Origin of the sequence: Chryseobacterium sp. VAUSW3 (assembly GCF_002205795.1) — a bacterium.
GTDB classification, from domain to species: domain Bacteria; phylum Bacteroidota; class Bacteroidia; order Flavobacteriales; family Weeksellaceae; genus Kaistella; species Kaistella yananensis.
On the sequence record NZ_NIUY01000001.1, the window covers coordinates 704,101 to 720,773 of the forward strand.

The 16,673-nt window shown below is 39.2% G+C and carries 18 protein-coding genes; 8 read left to right on the forward strand and 10 right to left on the reverse strand.

The window, feature by feature from the left end; all coding sequences use genetic code 11:
* Positions 1-2 precede the first annotated feature (2 nt).
* Positions 3-443 (reverse strand): DUF6646 family protein, encoded by a 441-nt coding sequence (locus CDW55_RS03140; protein WP_088468688.1) that lies wholly within the window; start codon positions 441-443, stop codon positions 3-5.
* A 124-nt stretch (positions 444-567) separates the two neighbouring features.
* Here CDW55_RS03140 and CDW55_RS03145 point away from each other — a divergent pair, with 124 nt between their 5' ends.
* Complete coding sequence (locus tag CDW55_RS03145) at positions 568-1,329, forward strand: amidohydrolase (RefSeq protein ID WP_088468260.1); 762 nt, start codon at positions 568-570, stop codon at positions 1,327-1,329.
* A gap of 4 nt (positions 1,330-1,333) precedes the next feature.
* On the opposite strand, the gene CDW55_RS03150 is transcribed toward CDW55_RS03145, so the two are convergent.
* The 9 genes from CDW55_RS03150 to CDW55_RS03190 form a co-directional block, all read right to left on the reverse strand.
* Positions 1,334-1,639 carry a thioredoxin family protein gene (locus CDW55_RS03150; protein ID WP_088468261.1) on the reverse strand — a complete coding sequence of 102 codons (306 nt, stop codon included), beginning with the start codon at positions 1,637-1,639 and terminating at the stop codon, positions 1,334-1,336.
* Positions 1,640-1,689: 50 nt separating this feature from the next.
* The gene (locus CDW55_RS03155; protein ID WP_088468262.1) at positions 1,690-1,995 is read right to left on the reverse strand and encodes a rhodanese-like domain-containing protein; all 306 of its coding nucleotides are present in this window, start codon (positions 1,993-1,995) and stop codon (positions 1,690-1,692) included.
* 21 nt (positions 1,996-2,016) lie between these two features.
* Positions 2,017-3,423 (reverse strand): MBL fold metallo-hydrolase, encoded by a 1,407-nt coding sequence (locus CDW55_RS03160; protein ID WP_088468263.1) that lies wholly within the window; start codon positions 3,421-3,423, stop codon positions 2,017-2,019.
* Positions 3,424-3,514: 91 nt separating this feature from the next.
* Complete coding sequence (locus tag CDW55_RS03165) at positions 3,515-3,874, reverse strand: hypothetical protein (protein WP_088468264.1); 360 nt, start codon at positions 3,872-3,874, stop codon at positions 3,515-3,517.
* A gap of 2 nt (positions 3,875-3,876) precedes the next feature.
* The gene (locus CDW55_RS03170; RefSeq protein ID WP_088468265.1) at positions 3,877-4,677 is read right to left on the reverse strand and encodes a sulfite exporter TauE/SafE family protein; all 801 of its coding nucleotides are present in this window, start codon (positions 4,675-4,677) and stop codon (positions 3,877-3,879) included.
* Positions 4,678-4,754: 77 nt separating this feature from the next.
* Entirely contained in the window at positions 4,755-5,198 is a 444-nt protein-coding gene (locus CDW55_RS03175; protein ID WP_088468689.1) for a hypothetical protein, read from the reverse strand.
* Between the two features lie 84 nt (positions 5,199-5,282).
* Entirely contained in the window at positions 5,283-7,271 is a 1,989-nt protein-coding gene (locus CDW55_RS03180) for a TonB-dependent receptor plug domain-containing protein (protein ID WP_088468266.1), read from the reverse strand.
* A gap of 128 nt (positions 7,272-7,399) precedes the next feature.
* Complete coding sequence (locus CDW55_RS03185) at positions 7,400-8,257, reverse strand: hypothetical protein (RefSeq protein ID WP_088468267.1); 858 nt, start codon at positions 8,255-8,257, stop codon at positions 7,400-7,402.
* 98 nt (positions 8,258-8,355) lie between these two features.
* Positions 8,356-8,718 (reverse strand): hypothetical protein, encoded by a 363-nt coding sequence (locus CDW55_RS03190; protein WP_088468268.1) that lies wholly within the window; start codon positions 8,716-8,718, stop codon positions 8,356-8,358.
* Positions 8,719-8,853: 135 nt separating this feature from the next.
* Here CDW55_RS03190 and CDW55_RS03195 point away from each other — a divergent pair, with 135 nt between their 5' ends.
* The 7 genes from CDW55_RS03195 (at position 8,854) to miaB (ending at position 16,641) form a co-directional block, all read left to right on the forward strand.
* Positions 8,854-10,380 carry a helicase HerA-like domain-containing protein gene (locus CDW55_RS03195; protein WP_088468269.1) on the forward strand — a complete coding sequence of 509 codons (1,527 nt, stop codon included), beginning with the start codon at positions 8,854-8,856 and terminating at the stop codon, positions 10,378-10,380.
* A 51-nt stretch (positions 10,381-10,431) separates the two neighbouring features.
* On the forward strand, positions 10,432-11,655 hold the full coding sequence (locus CDW55_RS03200; RefSeq protein ID WP_088468690.1) for a PolC-type DNA polymerase III: 1,224 nt from the start codon (positions 10,432-10,434) through the stop codon (positions 11,653-11,655).
* A gap of 121 nt (positions 11,656-11,776) precedes the next feature.
* Positions 11,777-12,976 (forward strand): diaminopimelate decarboxylase, encoded by a 1,200-nt coding sequence (lysA, locus tag CDW55_RS03205; protein WP_088468270.1) that lies wholly within the window; start codon positions 11,777-11,779, stop codon positions 12,974-12,976.
* 62 nt (positions 12,977-13,038) lie between these two features.
* Positions 13,039-13,521 (forward strand): hypothetical protein, encoded by a 483-nt coding sequence (locus CDW55_RS03210; protein ID WP_088468271.1) that lies wholly within the window; start codon positions 13,039-13,041, stop codon positions 13,519-13,521.
* Between the two features lie 60 nt (positions 13,522-13,581).
* Complete coding sequence (locus CDW55_RS03215) at positions 13,582-14,304, forward strand: energy transducer TonB (RefSeq protein ID WP_088468272.1); 723 nt, start codon at positions 13,582-13,584, stop codon at positions 14,302-14,304.
* Positions 14,305-14,363: 59 nt separating this feature from the next.
* Positions 14,364-15,086, forward strand: coding sequence for an energy transducer TonB (locus CDW55_RS03220; RefSeq protein WP_088468273.1), 723 nt, complete (start codon positions 14,364-14,366; stop codon positions 15,084-15,086).
* Between the two features lie 106 nt (positions 15,087-15,192).
* Positions 15,193-16,641 carry a tRNA (N6-isopentenyl adenosine(37)-C2)-methylthiotransferase MiaB gene (miaB, locus tag CDW55_RS03225; RefSeq protein WP_088468691.1) on the forward strand — a complete coding sequence of 483 codons (1,449 nt, stop codon included), beginning with the start codon at positions 15,193-15,195 and terminating at the stop codon, positions 16,639-16,641.
* Positions 16,642-16,673 lie beyond the last annotated feature (32 nt).

Genomic DNA, 16,673 nt, shown 5'->3' on the forward strand with positions numbered 1-16,673 from the left:
TGTTAGAAATTGAATGATACCCCTAAGCTACCATTATTACCGAATTCACCATAGATACCAACATTGTTATTGAAGAAATATCTAACACCTAAATGTGCACCGAATCCGAAATCTTTACCTAAAAGGCCTAAATTAACACCTGGATAAATGTCCCATTTTTCAGGTAATCCCAATGGCTCCTGTAAATGAAAACCTAATCTACCAAAAAGAAATACGTTGTTATCTTTGTTGTCGTCTTTGTAACCATCGAAATAGAAGTTAGCACCGGCACCAAGTGACACAATGTTTCCTAATCCATAATCGTAAGTTGCAGTAATACCGTTTCCATAACCCCAACCGTTAAAACCTACCTGAAGTTTTTGATCTCCTTTGCCGTTCCAGGCCTGTGCGAATGCTGTTTGTCCTAAAAAGAACATGGAGCATACTAATAGTAACTTTTTCATAATGTTATAATTTATAGTTTTAATGTTATAATTTTGAATAATCAAAAATGAGACCAAAGAAAAAGTCCAGTATCACCGACTTTGTTCTGCCATCTATATATTAACTACATTTTTATGATATTTTATGAGAACTAATTTAAAAATCAGCGGTTTAAATTTCGATATCACTTGGAAAGACAAAGAGCGAAATTTTCACAACATCGAGCAACAGTTTCAGGACAGATCTGCAGACCTACTGATGTTGCCGGAAATGTTTTCCACGGGTTTTTATATGAACGCCGCAGAAATTGCTGACCGTAATGAAGAAACCCTGAAGTGGATGAAAAGTTTTGCCGCAAGAAGAAATTCAGCGGTGTGCGGAAGCGCGTCAGTTTTTGATGACGGCAGTTTTCTAAACCGTTTCTATTTCGTAAAGCCCGACGGAAGTTATCAATTTTACGATAAAAGACATCTTTTTACCTATTCCGGCGAAGATCAATCTTACTCAAAAGGAAAAGAAAGGGTAATTGTGGAGTACAAAGGCTGGAGAATTCTGCTGCAGGTTTGTTATGATCTTCGCTTTCCGGTGTTTTCAAGAAACAATGATGATTATGACGCGGTGATTTACGTCGCAAACTGGCCGGAAACCCGAATCGATGCATGGACTACGCTGCTGAAAGCCCGCGCCATAGAAAATCAAAGTTATGTATTTGGCTTAAACAGAATCGGAACAGACGGAAATAATCTGAATTATCCGGAAAGTTCTTACTGTTTTTTTGCGGATGGAAGCATTATTTCTGAAACCGAAAACCATTTTGTTTCCGCAGAATTTAATTCAGATGAACTTAAGAAATACCGCGGGCGATTTCAGTTTTTAGATGACCGGGATTCTTTTGAAATTTTTTAAAAATCTAACTGTTAGAAAAATCCGTAAGAAGTTTGGTTAAAGTATTCACATCGTGAACCCCGCTTTCTTTCCAAAGCAAATTGCCGTTACGGAAAACCGCTAAAGTAGGAACGCCTCTTACACCATATTCTGCAGCAATCGCAGGATACTGATCTACGTCTATTTTTACGATTCTTGCCAGATCACCGATATTTTCTTTAACGGTGGTAAGCACCGAAGACTGAACTTTGCATGGCCCGCACCAGGTAGCAAAAAAGTCGATTAAAACAGGACGTTCAGAGTTGATCAGTTCCTGAAATTTTTGTGACATAGTACTATTTTTAAAATTAAACTAAAGATTTAGGAGAGCAGTTTTTTCTGCTAAAGTTTTTTCTGTAGAGCATTCCAGCCTCCGCCGTTATACACTTCAAAACCGTTCTGTTTAAGAATAGCTTTGGCAGATGCACTTCTCATCCCACTTGCGCAGCAGGTTATAATTGGTTTCTTAAGATCTAATTTTTCCACCTCCGATACAAGCTGCTGCAAAGGGATGTTTTTAGAATTGCGGATGCTTCCGCTACTGTATTCGGCGGGAGTTCTTACATCAATAATTTGTGCCCCATTTTCTACAAGAGCCTTATAATCAACCTTGTTTTTAACGAATAATTTCTTGATAAAATCGATCATTTTTGTTGTTTTTGGAATCGCTTACAAAGTTTTGCTTTGGCAAACAAAATTACTTTTTGGCACACTCGTCTCATTTATTTTATTGAAACCACCCTCTATTTCTGTGAAATTCCTAATTCCTCTTGAATTTAAAATACTGGCGGCAATCATACTGCGGTATCCGCCGGCACAGTGAATGAATAAATGCTCGTCATTATCCAGAGTTCCAGCCCAATCGTTAATTTCGGAAAGCGGTCTTCGGAAGGCTTCATTTACATGTTCTGCTTCATATTCGGATTCTTTTCTTACATCAATTACTTTTGAATTTTCATTGTATTTTTCAGCAAATTCTTCGGCAGAAATTCTTTGAATCGTGTCAATTTCCTTACCTGAATTTTTCCAGGATTCAAAACCACCTTCCAGATATCCCAAAACATGATCAAAACCAACTCTTGACAGCCTTGTAATCACCTCTTCTTCCGTATCATTTTCGCATACCAAAAGAATGGGCTGCCTTACATCTACAATCATGGCCCCAACCCACGGTGCGAAATCTCCTTTCAGCCCGATATTGATGGAGTTTGGAATAAATCCTTTGTGAAAATCGGCCGCAGCTCGGGTATCGAGAATCAATGCGCCAGAATCTTCGGCTGTTTTTTCAAAATCTTCTGCGTTCAATGGATTTTTACCTTTTTCGAGTACATTTTCGAAATCATCGTAGCCACCTTTATTCATGGCGACATTCATCCCAAAATACTGGGGCGGCGCCGAAAGTCCGTCTAAAACTTCTTTTACAAAAGATTCTTTATTGGGCTGTTTCAGTGCATAATTGGTCTTTTTTTGATTCCCCAAAGTGTCCACAGTTTCTTTCTGCATATTTTTTCCGCACGCTGAACCTGCTCCGTGTGCCGGATAAACCGTGATGTCATCAGCAAGCGGAACAATTTTGTTCTGAAGACTGTCGTAAAGTAAGCCGGCCAACTCTTCCTGAGTCATGTGCGCAGCTTTCTGTGCGAGATCCGGGCGGCCTACATCCCCTAAAAACAAGGTATCGCCAGAGAAAATTGCGGTTTCTTTTCCAGATTCATCAATCAGGAGAAAAGTTGAACTTTCCATAGTATGTCCTGGCGTGTGCAGCACTTTAATTTTAATTTTTCCTATGGTAAAAATCTGATTATCTTCTGCAATTATCGCATCAAAATCCGGTTCTGCTGTTGGCCCGTACACAATTGGTGCACCAGTTTTTTTTGAAAGATCCAAGTGTCCCGATACAAAATCTGCATGAAAATGTGTTTCAAAAATATATTTGAGTTTTACCCCATCTTTCTCAAGCCTTTCGAGGTAAGGTTTTGTTTCCCGCAACGGATCGATGATGGCTGCTTCATTTTCAGAAACGATATAATATGCACCCTGTGCGAGACATCCTGTATATATTTGTTCTATTTTCATGGTAATTTTTTTTAACCCATGCAAATTTGGTGAAATTGCTCACAATATACACCAACCGATCAATCGAAATAATTGATTATAGCATTTTGAATTAGTTATATTCGGTAACATTACCGTCTTTGTCAGACAACTTACCGGCCTGGCCTTCCTGTGTGAGCTCCCACATAAATTCCTCATTTGTAAAAATAGGATTACCGCTTGGGTTCACTGTTTTGGCAGATAGCTTCTGTTCTTCCTCTCCAGCTTTCTGAATTTTTACAGCAACTGCATCACCTTCAGAGAAATAGGTTACCGAAATTTCTTCACCTGTAGCGCTTTTCAGTGTTAAAGGTTTTTGTACAAGTCCTATTTCAGGAGATTTTTCATTTTCTGTTGAAGCTGAATTGGTTTCTGTTTTGGTACAGGAATTCATTAAAAACAATGCGAAACCTGCGACGAGTATATTTTTCATATCTAAAATTGTTGTTTTAAAAATACTTCTTTGATGATAATAAAAATGCCCATTCCCAAAATGATCCATCCAAACAGCGGTTTTAGTTTTCGGCCATCCATTTTTTTGGAAACGGCAATACCCACGAAGATGCCCACTACGGATAAACCTGTGAAGCCAAGTAGAAATCCCCAGTCATGGCTCACCATCTCCATGGTGCTGATGAATCCCAGAATAGAATTCATTGAAATGATAAAAAGTGAAGTAGCTACCGCTTTTTTCATGTGCAGACCCAGCAGCATAACCAGTGCGGGAACAATTAAAAATCCTCCACCGGCACCAATTAATCCTGTGATAATTCCTACCAAAAGTCCTTGCGAAATTAAAATGGTATAGTTGGTATCTTCGAAACTCTGCAATCTTGGCCTTTCATTTTTTCTGATCATTTTATACGAGGCAATCAGCATTAAAATTGCAAAAAGCAAAAGCAGAAACATATCTTTGGTGAGTGTTATTCCCCACCGGTTAATGATATATTCTGGTAAATGTGGCAGAATCAGCCTGCGTGAAAACAAAACGCCCAAAATCGATGGAATCCCGAACGTAAATGCTGTTTTAAAATCAATCTGTTTCTGTCTGATGAAACCTGCCGAGCCTACCAAACTCGTAATTCCTACAACAAATAACGACAGCGCGGTAGCAGTAACTGCATCGAAACCAAATACATACACGAAAACCGGCACGCTCAAAATACTTCCACCACCACCAATGAGACCCATTACCAGGCCTATTACGATTGCCGAAAAATATCCTAAAAACTCCATCAATTATTTTTTGGCAAAACTAACTTATTAAATTAAAAACCAGCGTAACCTTTGTTACAGCCCAACTGTATTCAATTTTACCCAATGGACTGTATTTCATATGAATTATCACCAATCTTAACTCGGTCGCCAATTTTTTTTCCTTTGAATCCTTCATATATTGGCGCGTTATCGGAAAAAGAAATCACCTGTTTGCCATCAATGTCGAAAACCGGCACCGAAATTCCGACGAATAAAAAGTTTTTATCGGTTTCGATTACACTTCCCTTTTCGATCATATGGTGACTTGATTCTTTCTCGTTCATCAAAAAACTAAGATTTTCTTCGGCCTCGCTCAACATCTTTTCGAACCGCAGTTGCATATCTTTAGCCTGGGTCTGATGAGAAAAATCTTCCGGATCGTGCGTGCTTTCTTCATCCATATCCGAAGCGGTTCTATATTGATTTACAGATTGCTGTAAACTTTCAATAACCTTACGCTGTTCTGCGATAAGCTGCCCAATAATTAAATCCCTTTTCATGATTTTCATTTTTTGATGGTTAACAAATTTACTAAAAATATCTGCCTTTTTCGGGGTCGATATGTGATTTTTGAATTAAAGATTTTAAAAATTCAGATTCAGATTAAGGTAAAAATTTCTTCCGGGACGCGGAATTTTGTTCCAGTCAGCATACGTTGTGTAAAGTCGGTCGAATATATTTTCAACGCCAATTTTAGTTAAAACTTTCACCCCGTTAAAGCTGAACTGATAACCTGCATTAACATTAAAGATTGTGTAGTCCGGCGTTTCTGTTTCACCGTAAACAGCTGCAAAATCACGGTATCTGGAATTGCCGAAAACTGAAAATTCTGCGGAGAATTTGTTTTTGTAAAATTGTAATGCCGAACGGTAACTCAACGGACTCATAAACGGAAGATTTTCTTTGCGGTAATCCTTTCCGCGGGCATAGGTAAACTGCGAATTCCATTTTAGAAAAGAAAAAAGCTGAACCTGCGTATTGAGATCTGCATTAAAAATTGTGGCATAATCCAGAGAGCCATATTGTTTTACACCCTTTCCACCAATCGTCATCGGTACGAGTCCTCCAATAACTTTTCCAACGATATAATCTGAAATATGGAAATAACTGGAAGAAAGTTTTACTGAAAATTTTTCATTTTTAAAGGCGGCAAAAGCATTGGCTTCCAGCGACGATTCATTATTAAGGTTGGGATTCCCGACATAATCGTACTTTTCGGCACTGTTGAAAAGGTAAAAACCATATCCTTCCGATACCGAAGGAGCGCGGTCGCCGTAACCACCACCAAAACCGAATTCAAACATATTTACTGAATACTTATATTTTGCAGAAATGCTTTTCAGCAGACGGTTTTTCTGGCCATCCATTTCTGGGTAAAAAATCTGTAGACTGTTCAGTCCAAATTCACTTTCCACTCTATTTGAATGGAAACCCAGCGATCCTGAAATCTGAAGCGAAGAATTTCCGTTCAGATTAAAATGATCATCAAGATAGATCCCCTGAAATAATGTTCTCACCTGAGGCCACGTGTACATAAACATCAGTTTTTCGTTGGAATTGGCTGGATACATGGTCATTTCAGCCGTTGACAAATTCGAAAAACCGTTAAGGTTTACGGTAAAGTGATGGTCGGGCAACTCCGCATAAAGGTTGGTAAAATAACCAAAAGTCTTGCTCCAACCCGGCATATCCATATGTATGGGAACTGCGGGACGTTTGGTATCATCCATTCTGTGCGTGATGTTATTAAAATAAACCTTAGTTTCCCAGTTGGTGAAGAAATCTGAAACGGGAACGAGCTGGAATTTTACTGAACTGATCAGCGCTTCAGCCAGTGAAATGTCCATAGGCAAAGCCGGATAACCTACATCGGTAGCTTTATCGTAAATCACGGAGGCTTCGAGCATTTTATTGTCGCCTAATTTAACTCCGGAATTTCCTGAAAAATTAATTTTTCGGAATTGTGAATATGGAACATCTGTACCACCGCCAGCCTTATAATTATCAGCATCTCTGGACATCACATTAAAATCTGCAAAGAACTTTGGCGCTTTATAGGCCGCTGAACCGCCGAAAATCTTCTGTCTGTTAACGCTTTCAAAGCCTGAATTTACACCGAAACTCCATTTTTTTTCACCAAATCCTGTCCGGTTTCTTTTCAGATCAATTGCTCCGCCAATCGTGTTGCCATGCGCTGTTCCAGCCTGTCCTGAACTGATTTCCGCTTCTGAAAGATTCGATATTTCCACATAAGAAGTTACAGGGTCCATTTTATCTGTACATGCCCCGAAAATCCTCATACCGTCAATGGTAATTACCGTTCTTTCGGTTGGCATATTGTTCAGCAGCGGTTCCCAGGCGTAGGCTCCGCGCTTGATCATTTCTATTTTTGCTGATTTCTGCAGATATTCGTCAATGGAACTCAGGGGTTTGGAATCCTTCGCAGAAATTCGGTTGGTACCGATAACCACAACTTCCTGAATGCTGTGGTGCTGCAGAGAATCCGGATTGATGTTTTGAGCAGCGGCTGCCACAGAAATAAGTATTGAAATCAGGACGAAATTCTTTTTCATTATAATTTGTATTCAAAAATGAAAGAAATGTCCGTTCAGGCTGGATAAAATAACCAACTTCAGGAAACCAATCCTTCAAAAACGGACATTCAGATTTTGCTAAAAGACTACGAAAACAGGTATTGATCTTAGAACTCGATTTCGAAAAACAGTGACGATGCAGGATTTTGGTCTGTAACTTCTTCACCTTTCAACACTGTTCCGGCTGCGTTTGCGAGTTGCAGATTAATCTTCCAATAACCGGTCATGGTAAGCGAAAGTTTTCCGTTATACAGTTTTCCGGGTGAAGTTTGGGTAGCGTTCACGTTATTTGGCGAGCCGTGATTTCCCATTCCCGGCATTCTGGGATCGATTTTCACGGTGTAACCGTCAACCACAGGAAAAGTCATCATATCCTGCATTTTCCAAACTCCAAGAGTCATGTCATTTACAGCAACTTTTGGTGTTCTGGGTTCGATATACGCAACAATATATTTCGTGTTATCACTACCTAAAAACGAGTTTACCCTTCTTTTTGCTGAATCAGGAACATCAACAACAGTGGTTGCAGTATAAGCCGTTCCGTTAATGGAATAATCAAATTTCAAATCCCAGTATTCCGTCGCGTTTTGTGGCATTTGGAAGACAAGATAGCCGGTATACAAAGTGCCATCTGGGGTTACTTTGGTAATTGAAGACTTCGGCCCGGAATGGCTCATTGAAGTCATGTGCATCACGGGACTCCAGTTTACTGACGCGTTTTTTTCGTACTGATTGCTGGATTTGCTTTTAATCCTGAATTTCAGGTCGTTATAACCTAATTGTGTCGTTCCGGTAACGGTATAAAGTTCGATGGTGTGGGTGTCATTTGAAAATTCTTTAACCTTAACCAACCCTTCAAGTTCGTTAACTGATGGCGGTGTAACAGGATCATCTGATGTTCTGCAGGAAATAAGGAAGATTGAAAGCGCAACGAATGCCACGAATATTTTTAGTGAAAATTTCATTTTTTATAAATTTTAGAATGGAGGAAATGCTTTTAAGGACAAAGTCTTAAAAAAATTAAAATTTGCTGCCCAAAAGTGAACAGCCCGATAAATGAAATTTATACTTGTGGCGGATGCGGAAGAATATTCAGATAAACTTTCAGCATACCTAAATTTTTATATGTATTGATCTGCTGAATGGTTTTGAAATCTGGATTCTTGGAGGATGCCAATTCTGGTTGGTGAGAAGGTAAAATATTAAATTCGAAACTGTATTTAACGACTTTTAACAAAGATTCGTTTTTGCTGCTTTCTTTCTGCATCTCACATTTACCATGGCAGTTTAGCTCGGGCTTTGCCTTGTTCACGCAATGGATTTCATAGAAATCTCTGTTGATCTGATAATCGACCAAAATCAGTGAATTCTGAAAACTTGCCAGAAAAATTAATGCGGATAATATGGTAAGAAAAAACCGTTTCATTTTGACAATCCAAATTTAAGACTTTTTCATCCGGATTAAAAATGATTTTCATCAGCACCTTAACTACTAATCTGTAGGAAAAATTCTGAAGTCTTTCAATATTTTTTATCTTTATAAAATAAAACTTAATTCAACATGGCAGATAAAGCGAAATTTATTGAAGAGCTTTCGGCAAGATATTCTCCAAAAGGAGATTTCATAATATTGGGAAAGGGGATGCTCGATGGTGAAGTTATACCTGAAGTAAATGTTACCCTTCCCCTGAAAACCATTAACAGACACGGCCTTATCGCCGGCGCTACCGGAACAGGAAAAACAAAAACTTTGCAGGCTTTTGCAGAACAGCTTTCCCACAAAGGAATTCCGTCTTTAGTTTTAGATATTAAAGGTGACTTTTCGGGAATTGCTGAACCCGGTGAAGAAAATAAGAACATCAGCGAGCGTTATGCAAAAACAAAACTTACCTATCAGCCACAGGCTTTTCCGGTGGAACTGATGTCGATTTCCGGTGAAAAAGGTGTTAAACTCCGCGCAACAGTAACGGAGTTCGGACCCATTTTACTTTCGAAAATTCTGGAACTGAATGATACCCAACAAAGCATTATTTCTATCGTTTTCAAATATTGCGATGACAAAGGTTTGCCGCTTATCGACCTCGAAGATCTGAAAAAAGTCCTGCAGTATGTCACTGATAATCCGCAGGGAAAAGCAGATTTAGCCAATAATTATGGATCTATTTCTCCCGCATCTTTGGGTGCAATTCTTCGGTCAATTGTAGCTTTGGAACAACAGGGAGCAGCCCAGTTTTTCGGAGAGCCAAGTTTCGATGTGGAGGATTTACTGCACCAAAGAGACGGAAAAGGCGTGGTAAATATACTGAGAGTAGGAAATATCCAGAGCAAACCTCAGCTGTTTTCAACTTTCATGCTTTCTCTTTTTGCTGAAATTTATATGACTTTTCCGGAAGAAGGCGATTCCGGTAAACCCAAGCTGGTGCTTTTCATTGATGAAGCACATCTGATTTTCAAGGAAGCTTCAAAAACACTGCTCAACCAGATTGAAACCATGGTGAAACTGATCAGGTCTAAAGGCGTCGGGATTTATTTCATCACTCAAATCCCCGGTGATGTTCCCGAAAATGTACTTTCCCAACTTGGTCTGAAAATTCAGCACGCATTGCGCGGATTTACCGCGAAAGACAGAAAAGAGATTTCGAAAGCAGTTGATAATTACCCGATTACAGAATATTACAAGGCCGATGAACTGATTCAGAATCTCGGGATTGGGGAAGCTTTTATTACGGCGCTCGATGAAAAAGGAATTCCTACGCCATTGGTTCATACGTATCTCATTTCTCCAGAATCAAGAATGGATATTCTGGATGAATCCGAAGTTACAGATTTAACCAGCCGCTCGGCACTTGTAGCAAAATACGAAGAAAATCTCGATAAGGACTCTGCTTACGAAATGCTCACCAGCAGAATGGAACAGGCCGTTCAGAATGCAGCACCTACTCAAAAATCAAAGCCTGTAAAAGAAGAGCCCGGAATGTTCGAATCAGTGATGAAATCACGCGCCGGACGAACCTTCACGACTACCCTTGCGCGCGAAGGCGCAAAATTTGTACTGGGAATGTTTGGTTTGGGCGGAAGAAAAAGGTAAAATTGCACCTGTTTTTTGGGAATCCAAAAACTGATGCCAGAAAAAGAAAAAATGTATTCAGTAATTGATATAGAAAGTAACGGAGCAGGTTTCAGGAAAGAAAGCATTATTGAAATTGCAGTGTACAGATATGATGGTCACGAAATCGTAGACCAATTTATCTCATTGGTGAATCCAGAGAGCGATATTACGCCGTTTGTTCAGAAATTAACCAATATTTCACCCAAAATGGTGAAAACTGCACCAAAATTTCATGAAATCGCAAAAAGAGTTGTCGAAATTACTGCCAATACCACTTTAGTCGGACATAATATTGAGTTTGATTACCGAATGCTTCGCCAGGAATTTAAAAGATTAGGTTATGATTTCAAAATCAATACATTAGACACCATTCCGCTGGCTAAGAAGCTCATTCCCGAAGCAGAAAGTTATTCTTTAGGAAAACTCGTAAAATCCTTGGGAATTCCTTTGGTAGATGCCCATCGCGCTTCCGGCGATGCGCGTGCGACCCTAGATCTTTTTAAGCTTTTGATGATTAAGGATAAAGATTCCGAAATTATTCAGCAACACCATGAAGAATTAAATTCAAAGTCTTATCTCAACAAAATCAGGGATTTAACTCAGGATTTACCGTTTGAAAGAGGGATAATTTACCTGCAGAATGCCGAAGGAAAAATTATCTTCTTCGACTTTGTAGATGATCTGAGCAAATTCGCGAAAATGATGTTCAATTCTAAGTCCAAACGCTGGAAACAACTGCAGGATGAGGTAGAGCATATTCAGTACGAACTCACAGGAAACGATATTCTTGCAAAACTGATGATGAAAACCAAAGGATTGCGCAAACGCGAAAATCTTCCGTTTGGACTTTATCATAAAAGCGGAAAATATTTTGTGGAAAAAGTCGCCAGTGAGAAAACCGAAAAACCAATCCTGAAATTCAGTTCTTTTACCCAGGGTTTAAAAGCGGTAAGCTTCATCAACACTCAGGAAAAATATGTCGACCCACAAGAATTGATTAAAACATTAAGTCTGAAAAACCGCAACGAAATGTGGCTTTCCGGAGGCAGAACCCTGGGCGAAAAATCATTTGTTATTTTTGAAAAAGGCAAACTTACAGCGTATGGTTTCTACGAACTTCACACGCAAATCAATTCCTGGAAAAAAATTACAGCACTGAAAATCGACCTTAATACGACCACCGCAGATCTGCAAAATGATTTAAAATTGGCCCTTTTGCGAGAAGATTTTGAAATTCAGCCTCTTCCTAAATAATTTTTTTCTGCAAAATTTCTACATTTGCAACTTCTTAAGATTTTAATCTGATGTTTAGGCTCTGTTTCCAAACCAGAAATTAGCCTCAGGTTTCGACTGTAACACTTAACAATTTACTACAATGACCAACCAGGATTTATTGAAAATAGCCGCTGAATATGGCACACCTACGTATGTCTATGATGCAGAATCCATTAAAATTCAATACGAAAAACTCACGTCTTCATTCCACAAGAGCACACGGTTTTTCTACGCTTGTAAAGCACTTTCGAACATCAACATCTTAAAATATGTGAAAAATCTTGGCGGAAGCCTGGATTGTGTTTCCATTAACGAGGTAAAACTGGGTTTAAAAGCTGGTTTCGAACCAAAGAAAATTCTTTTTACGCCGAACTGCGTTGATCTTGCAGAGATTGAGGAAGCCATGACGCTGAAAGTACATATCAACATCGATAATATTTCGATTTTGGAGCAGTTCGGAAACAAATATGGCGATGCCTACCCAATTTTCGTAAGAATTAATCCACACATTTTTGCCGGTGGAAATTATAAGATTTCTACAGGCCATATCGATTCTAAATTTGGTATTTCCATTCATCAACTCCGGCATATTGAAAGGGTGATGAAAACCACCAATATCAATGTAGAAGGACTTCACATGCATACCGGAAGCGAAATAAAAGATCCTGATGTTTTCCTCCAAGGTTTGGAAATTATGTTTGAATTAGCGGAACATTTCCCGAATCTGAAATATCTGGACATGGGAAGTGGCTTCAAAGTTCCTTACCAGGAAGGCGATATGGAAACCGACGTGAAAGAATTGGGCAAAAAAGTAGAGAAAGCCGTTGCTGAATTCTCAAAAAACTCCGGAAAGAAATTCGAACTTTGGTTCGAACCTGGGAAATATCTCGTGAGTAAAAGCGGGCATCTTATCGTAAAAACGAATGTCATCAAACAGACTACTGCTACGGTTTTCGCAGGAATTAACTCTGGTTTCAACCACCTGATCCGTCCGATGTTTTACGATTCGTATCACATTATTGAAAACCTTTCGAACCCAAAAGGTGCTGAAAGAATTTACACTGTGGTCGGAAACATCTGCGAAACCGACACTTTCGCATGGGACAGAAAACTGAACGAAGTTCGCGAAGGCGACATTCTGGTTTTTAGAAATGCCGGAGCTTATGGCTTTGAAATGAGTTCCAACTTTAACTCAAGACTTAAACCTGCAGAAGTTTTATTTCTTGACGGTAAAGCGCACCTTATCAGAAAACGCGATGAGTTCGAAGATTTACTGAAAAATCAGATCGAGGTACTGTAAAAAACACTTGTAAAATCGGGTGTTTGCTTAAAAAGAGGTAACTTTAATAAAATTTTAAAACAATGAAAAATTTCTTAATACTTTTACTCTTTTCAGCCACATTGTTGCAGGCGCAATACCTTGTAGAAGACAATGACATCTCCGAAAACACTACAGAAGCCGGAAAACTTGCGATTTCTTATGACCTGAATAATCCTCTTGAATTTTATCGTCTCAAATGCGAAAATGCGGTTTACGCCCAGTTCCCCGGTGGCGAAAATGCCTTCAAGCAGACGCTTTTAAAAAATATGCGTGGCTATTTGGATACAGGATTTTACTCCGTAAACGGCACTTTCGAGCTGATCATTAACATCAGTAAAAATGGGAATCTGCAGCGTTTGGAATTAAAACCCGAAGTGCCTAACAGCAACCTGCTTTACCGCGATATTGAACTCGCACTGAGGAAGATGAATCCGAAATTTACGCCCGCAACCTGCAACGGTTCGCCGGTTGATTCTAAGCTGAGACAGAAAATAAATTTCAGGACAGAAAGTTTCGATCTCTAAAAAAATTAAACTTTGCATTCGGTGCAAAGTTTTTTTTTATATTTATGAAAATATTATTGAATGAAGTTATTCTATTTATTTCTCTTTATCAGCAGTTTTTTAAGCGGCCAAACTCAACTGATATATTTTCCCAAAGATCAGCACAGCTACCTCGGAGGCAGAACAAATTTTTATAAAGATTTTCAGAAAGTGTTGCTTGAAAAAAAACTTAAACCCTGCGAAAACAAAAATGAATTTCTGTCCGCAGACGTTGTAGTGCTGGAAAATGACACAGCGGTGCTTTATGATCCCGAAAAATTACATAAACCTGAAAACAAATGTGCCCGGGAGCTTACAAAAGAAGTTGTAAAAAATATGCCTGGCTGGGTTTCGGCAAAAATTAATGGTAATAACAAAGCAGCTGTAGCGCACTATTATATTTATCCGGATGCTTTTTTTGATAATTTTAAAAACGATTATAATGCGGATGACATCATAGTAAATCCCACTTATGAAGGTGGAATTGATGCATTCAGAAAAGAAGTGATGAAGAGAGCAGATCCGCAGGATTTTTACGTAAAGGGCAAGGGCAAAGTTACCGTCATTGTTTTATTTGTACTGAATGAGCAAGGAGAAATGGAGGAATTAAAATTAGAAAATTCATCTGGTCTCAAAGAATACGATGAAATGATTCTGCGTACTATTAAAAAGATAAAAAACAAGTGGAAACCAGCAACTTTACACGGAGTTCCAATAAAATTTTTATTCAGAATGCCATTGTCATTTACCACTAAGACAATTTAAGAACTTGGCCAAAAAGATTCCGTCCGACTCTTGATTTAACATTGCGCTAATATTTTTCTATGAACCCTAAATTTTTACTCTTTCTTTCGCTTTTTCTCTATTCAACTGCTTTTTCACAGGACATATACGATAAATATCCTACCGGACAAACCGATTATGTTGGCGGAAATGTTCAGTTTTACAAAGATTTCCATCAGGTTTTAATTGATAAGAAGATGCAGCCTTGCGAAAACAAAAATGAAGCTTTCAGTTTCCGGATCGTAGTGTATCCCGACAAAAAAATAAAGTATGTTAAAAGCGAAGACGCTGAAAGTTTAGAGAAAAACAAATGTGCCTTTGCACTTACCAAAGAAGTTGCCAAATACTTAACCGGCTGGAATCCCGCTGTGGTAGACGGAAACAAAGTCGCAGCTCTCACCAGCTTCTGGATTATTCCTCATGAACTTTTTCAGGATTTAAAAGAAGGTTACGATCCTGTAAATGATATGGAAATGGCCACTTACGAAGGCGGCATCAACAATTTTCGCAAAAAAGTATTCCAAAGTATCGATCTTTCCCGGTTCACTTTCACCGGAACATTCAGACTTACCGTAACGTTTGTCGTAGAAACCGACGGTAAAATAAGCAATGTGAAACTCGCCGAATCTTCTGGATTAAAGGCGTTCGACGATATGGTGGTAAAAAGCATATCTCAAATCCGTAACAAATGGACTCCGGGAAACATCCACGGGATTCCGGTGAGATACCATTTCAAATTACCTTTAGCCTTTACAATGGATTAAATTTTTCTGCCATTCTGTCACTAAAATTCTTATCTTTGCACCCTTAACAAATTTGAATTAAAGTTTGAAACCTCAAATCTTAAATTCGTATTTCAAATCATTAATTGTGCAGGAAAAATATATAGACGAAACCAAACAGGGTGAAGCATTTGCTATTGCAGAGAAGCCACAGAATTCCAAAAAACTTTTTCTGGAAAGTTACGGATGCCAGATGAATTTCTCTGATTCTGAGATCGTTGCCTCCATTCTCAGCGAACAGGGATACAACACGACACTAAATCAGGAAGAAGCAGATTTAATTTTATTAAACACATGCTCTATCCGTGAAAAAGCTGAGCAAACAGTGAGAATGCGTCTGTCTCAGTTCAAAAATTTAAAGAAAGCAAAACCCAATCTCACAGTTGGCGTATTGGGCTGCATGGCCGAAAGACTGAAAACAAAATTCCTGGAAGAAGAGCAACTGGTTGATTTAGTTGTAGGACCTGATGCTTACAGAGATCTGCCAAATCTTTTAAAAGAGACCGATGGCGGCCGCGATGCCATCAACGTAATCCTCTCGAAAGAAGAAACATATGCCGACATCAACCCAGTCCGTTTAGGCGGGAACGGTGTTACCGCTTTTGTAACGATTACGCGGGGTTGCGATAATATGTGTACGTTCTGCGTGGTTCCGTTTACCCGCGGGCGCGAAAGAAGCCGCGATCCTCATTCGATCATCAACGAATGTAAAGAGTTGTGGAATAACGGATATAAAGAAATTACGCTTCTCGGCCAGAATGTGGATTCCTATCTTTGGTACGGAGGCGGACCGAAAAAAGATTTCAAAAACGCATCGGAAATGCAAAAACTTACTGCAGTAAATTTCGCACAGCTTCTTGATATGGTTGCGGTTGCTGTTCCTGAAATGAGAATCCGATTCTCTACCTCCAATCCGCATGAAATGACGGAAGAGGTTTTCAGAGTGATAGCGAACCACCATAATATCTGCAAATATGTTCACCTTCCGGTACAAAGCGGAAGCGACAGGATTTTAGAGAAAATGAACCGCCAACACACCCGCCAGGAATATTTGGATTTAATTAAGAAAGGAAAAGAAATCGTTCCCGATATCTCTTTTTCTCAGGATATGATTATTGGTTTCTGCGGCGAAACTGAAGAAGATCATCAACTTACCCTTTCCCTTATGCGAGAAGTGGAGTACGATTATGGCTACATGTTCGCTTATTCCGAAAGACCGGGAACGCCAGCCCATAAAAAAATGGAAGACGATGTACCTGCTGATGTAAAACAAAGACGATTAGCAGAAGTGATCGCGCTTCAGGGGGAACTTTCTAGAAAAAGAATGCAGAGTTATGTCGGAAGAATTCACGAAGTACTGATTGAAGGCACTTCCCGAAAAAACGAAAACCAGTGGAAAGGTCGCAACTCGCAGAACGCTGTTTGTGTTTTCGATAAAATCGAAGGCCAGAAGTTAGGCGACATTGTGTCTGTTTTTGTTCACGGAAACACCCAGGGAACGCTTTTGGGGACAACCGCAGCTGAGATTACGGTATAAGATTATTGACGTAAATCTCTTTAACCGTTTTG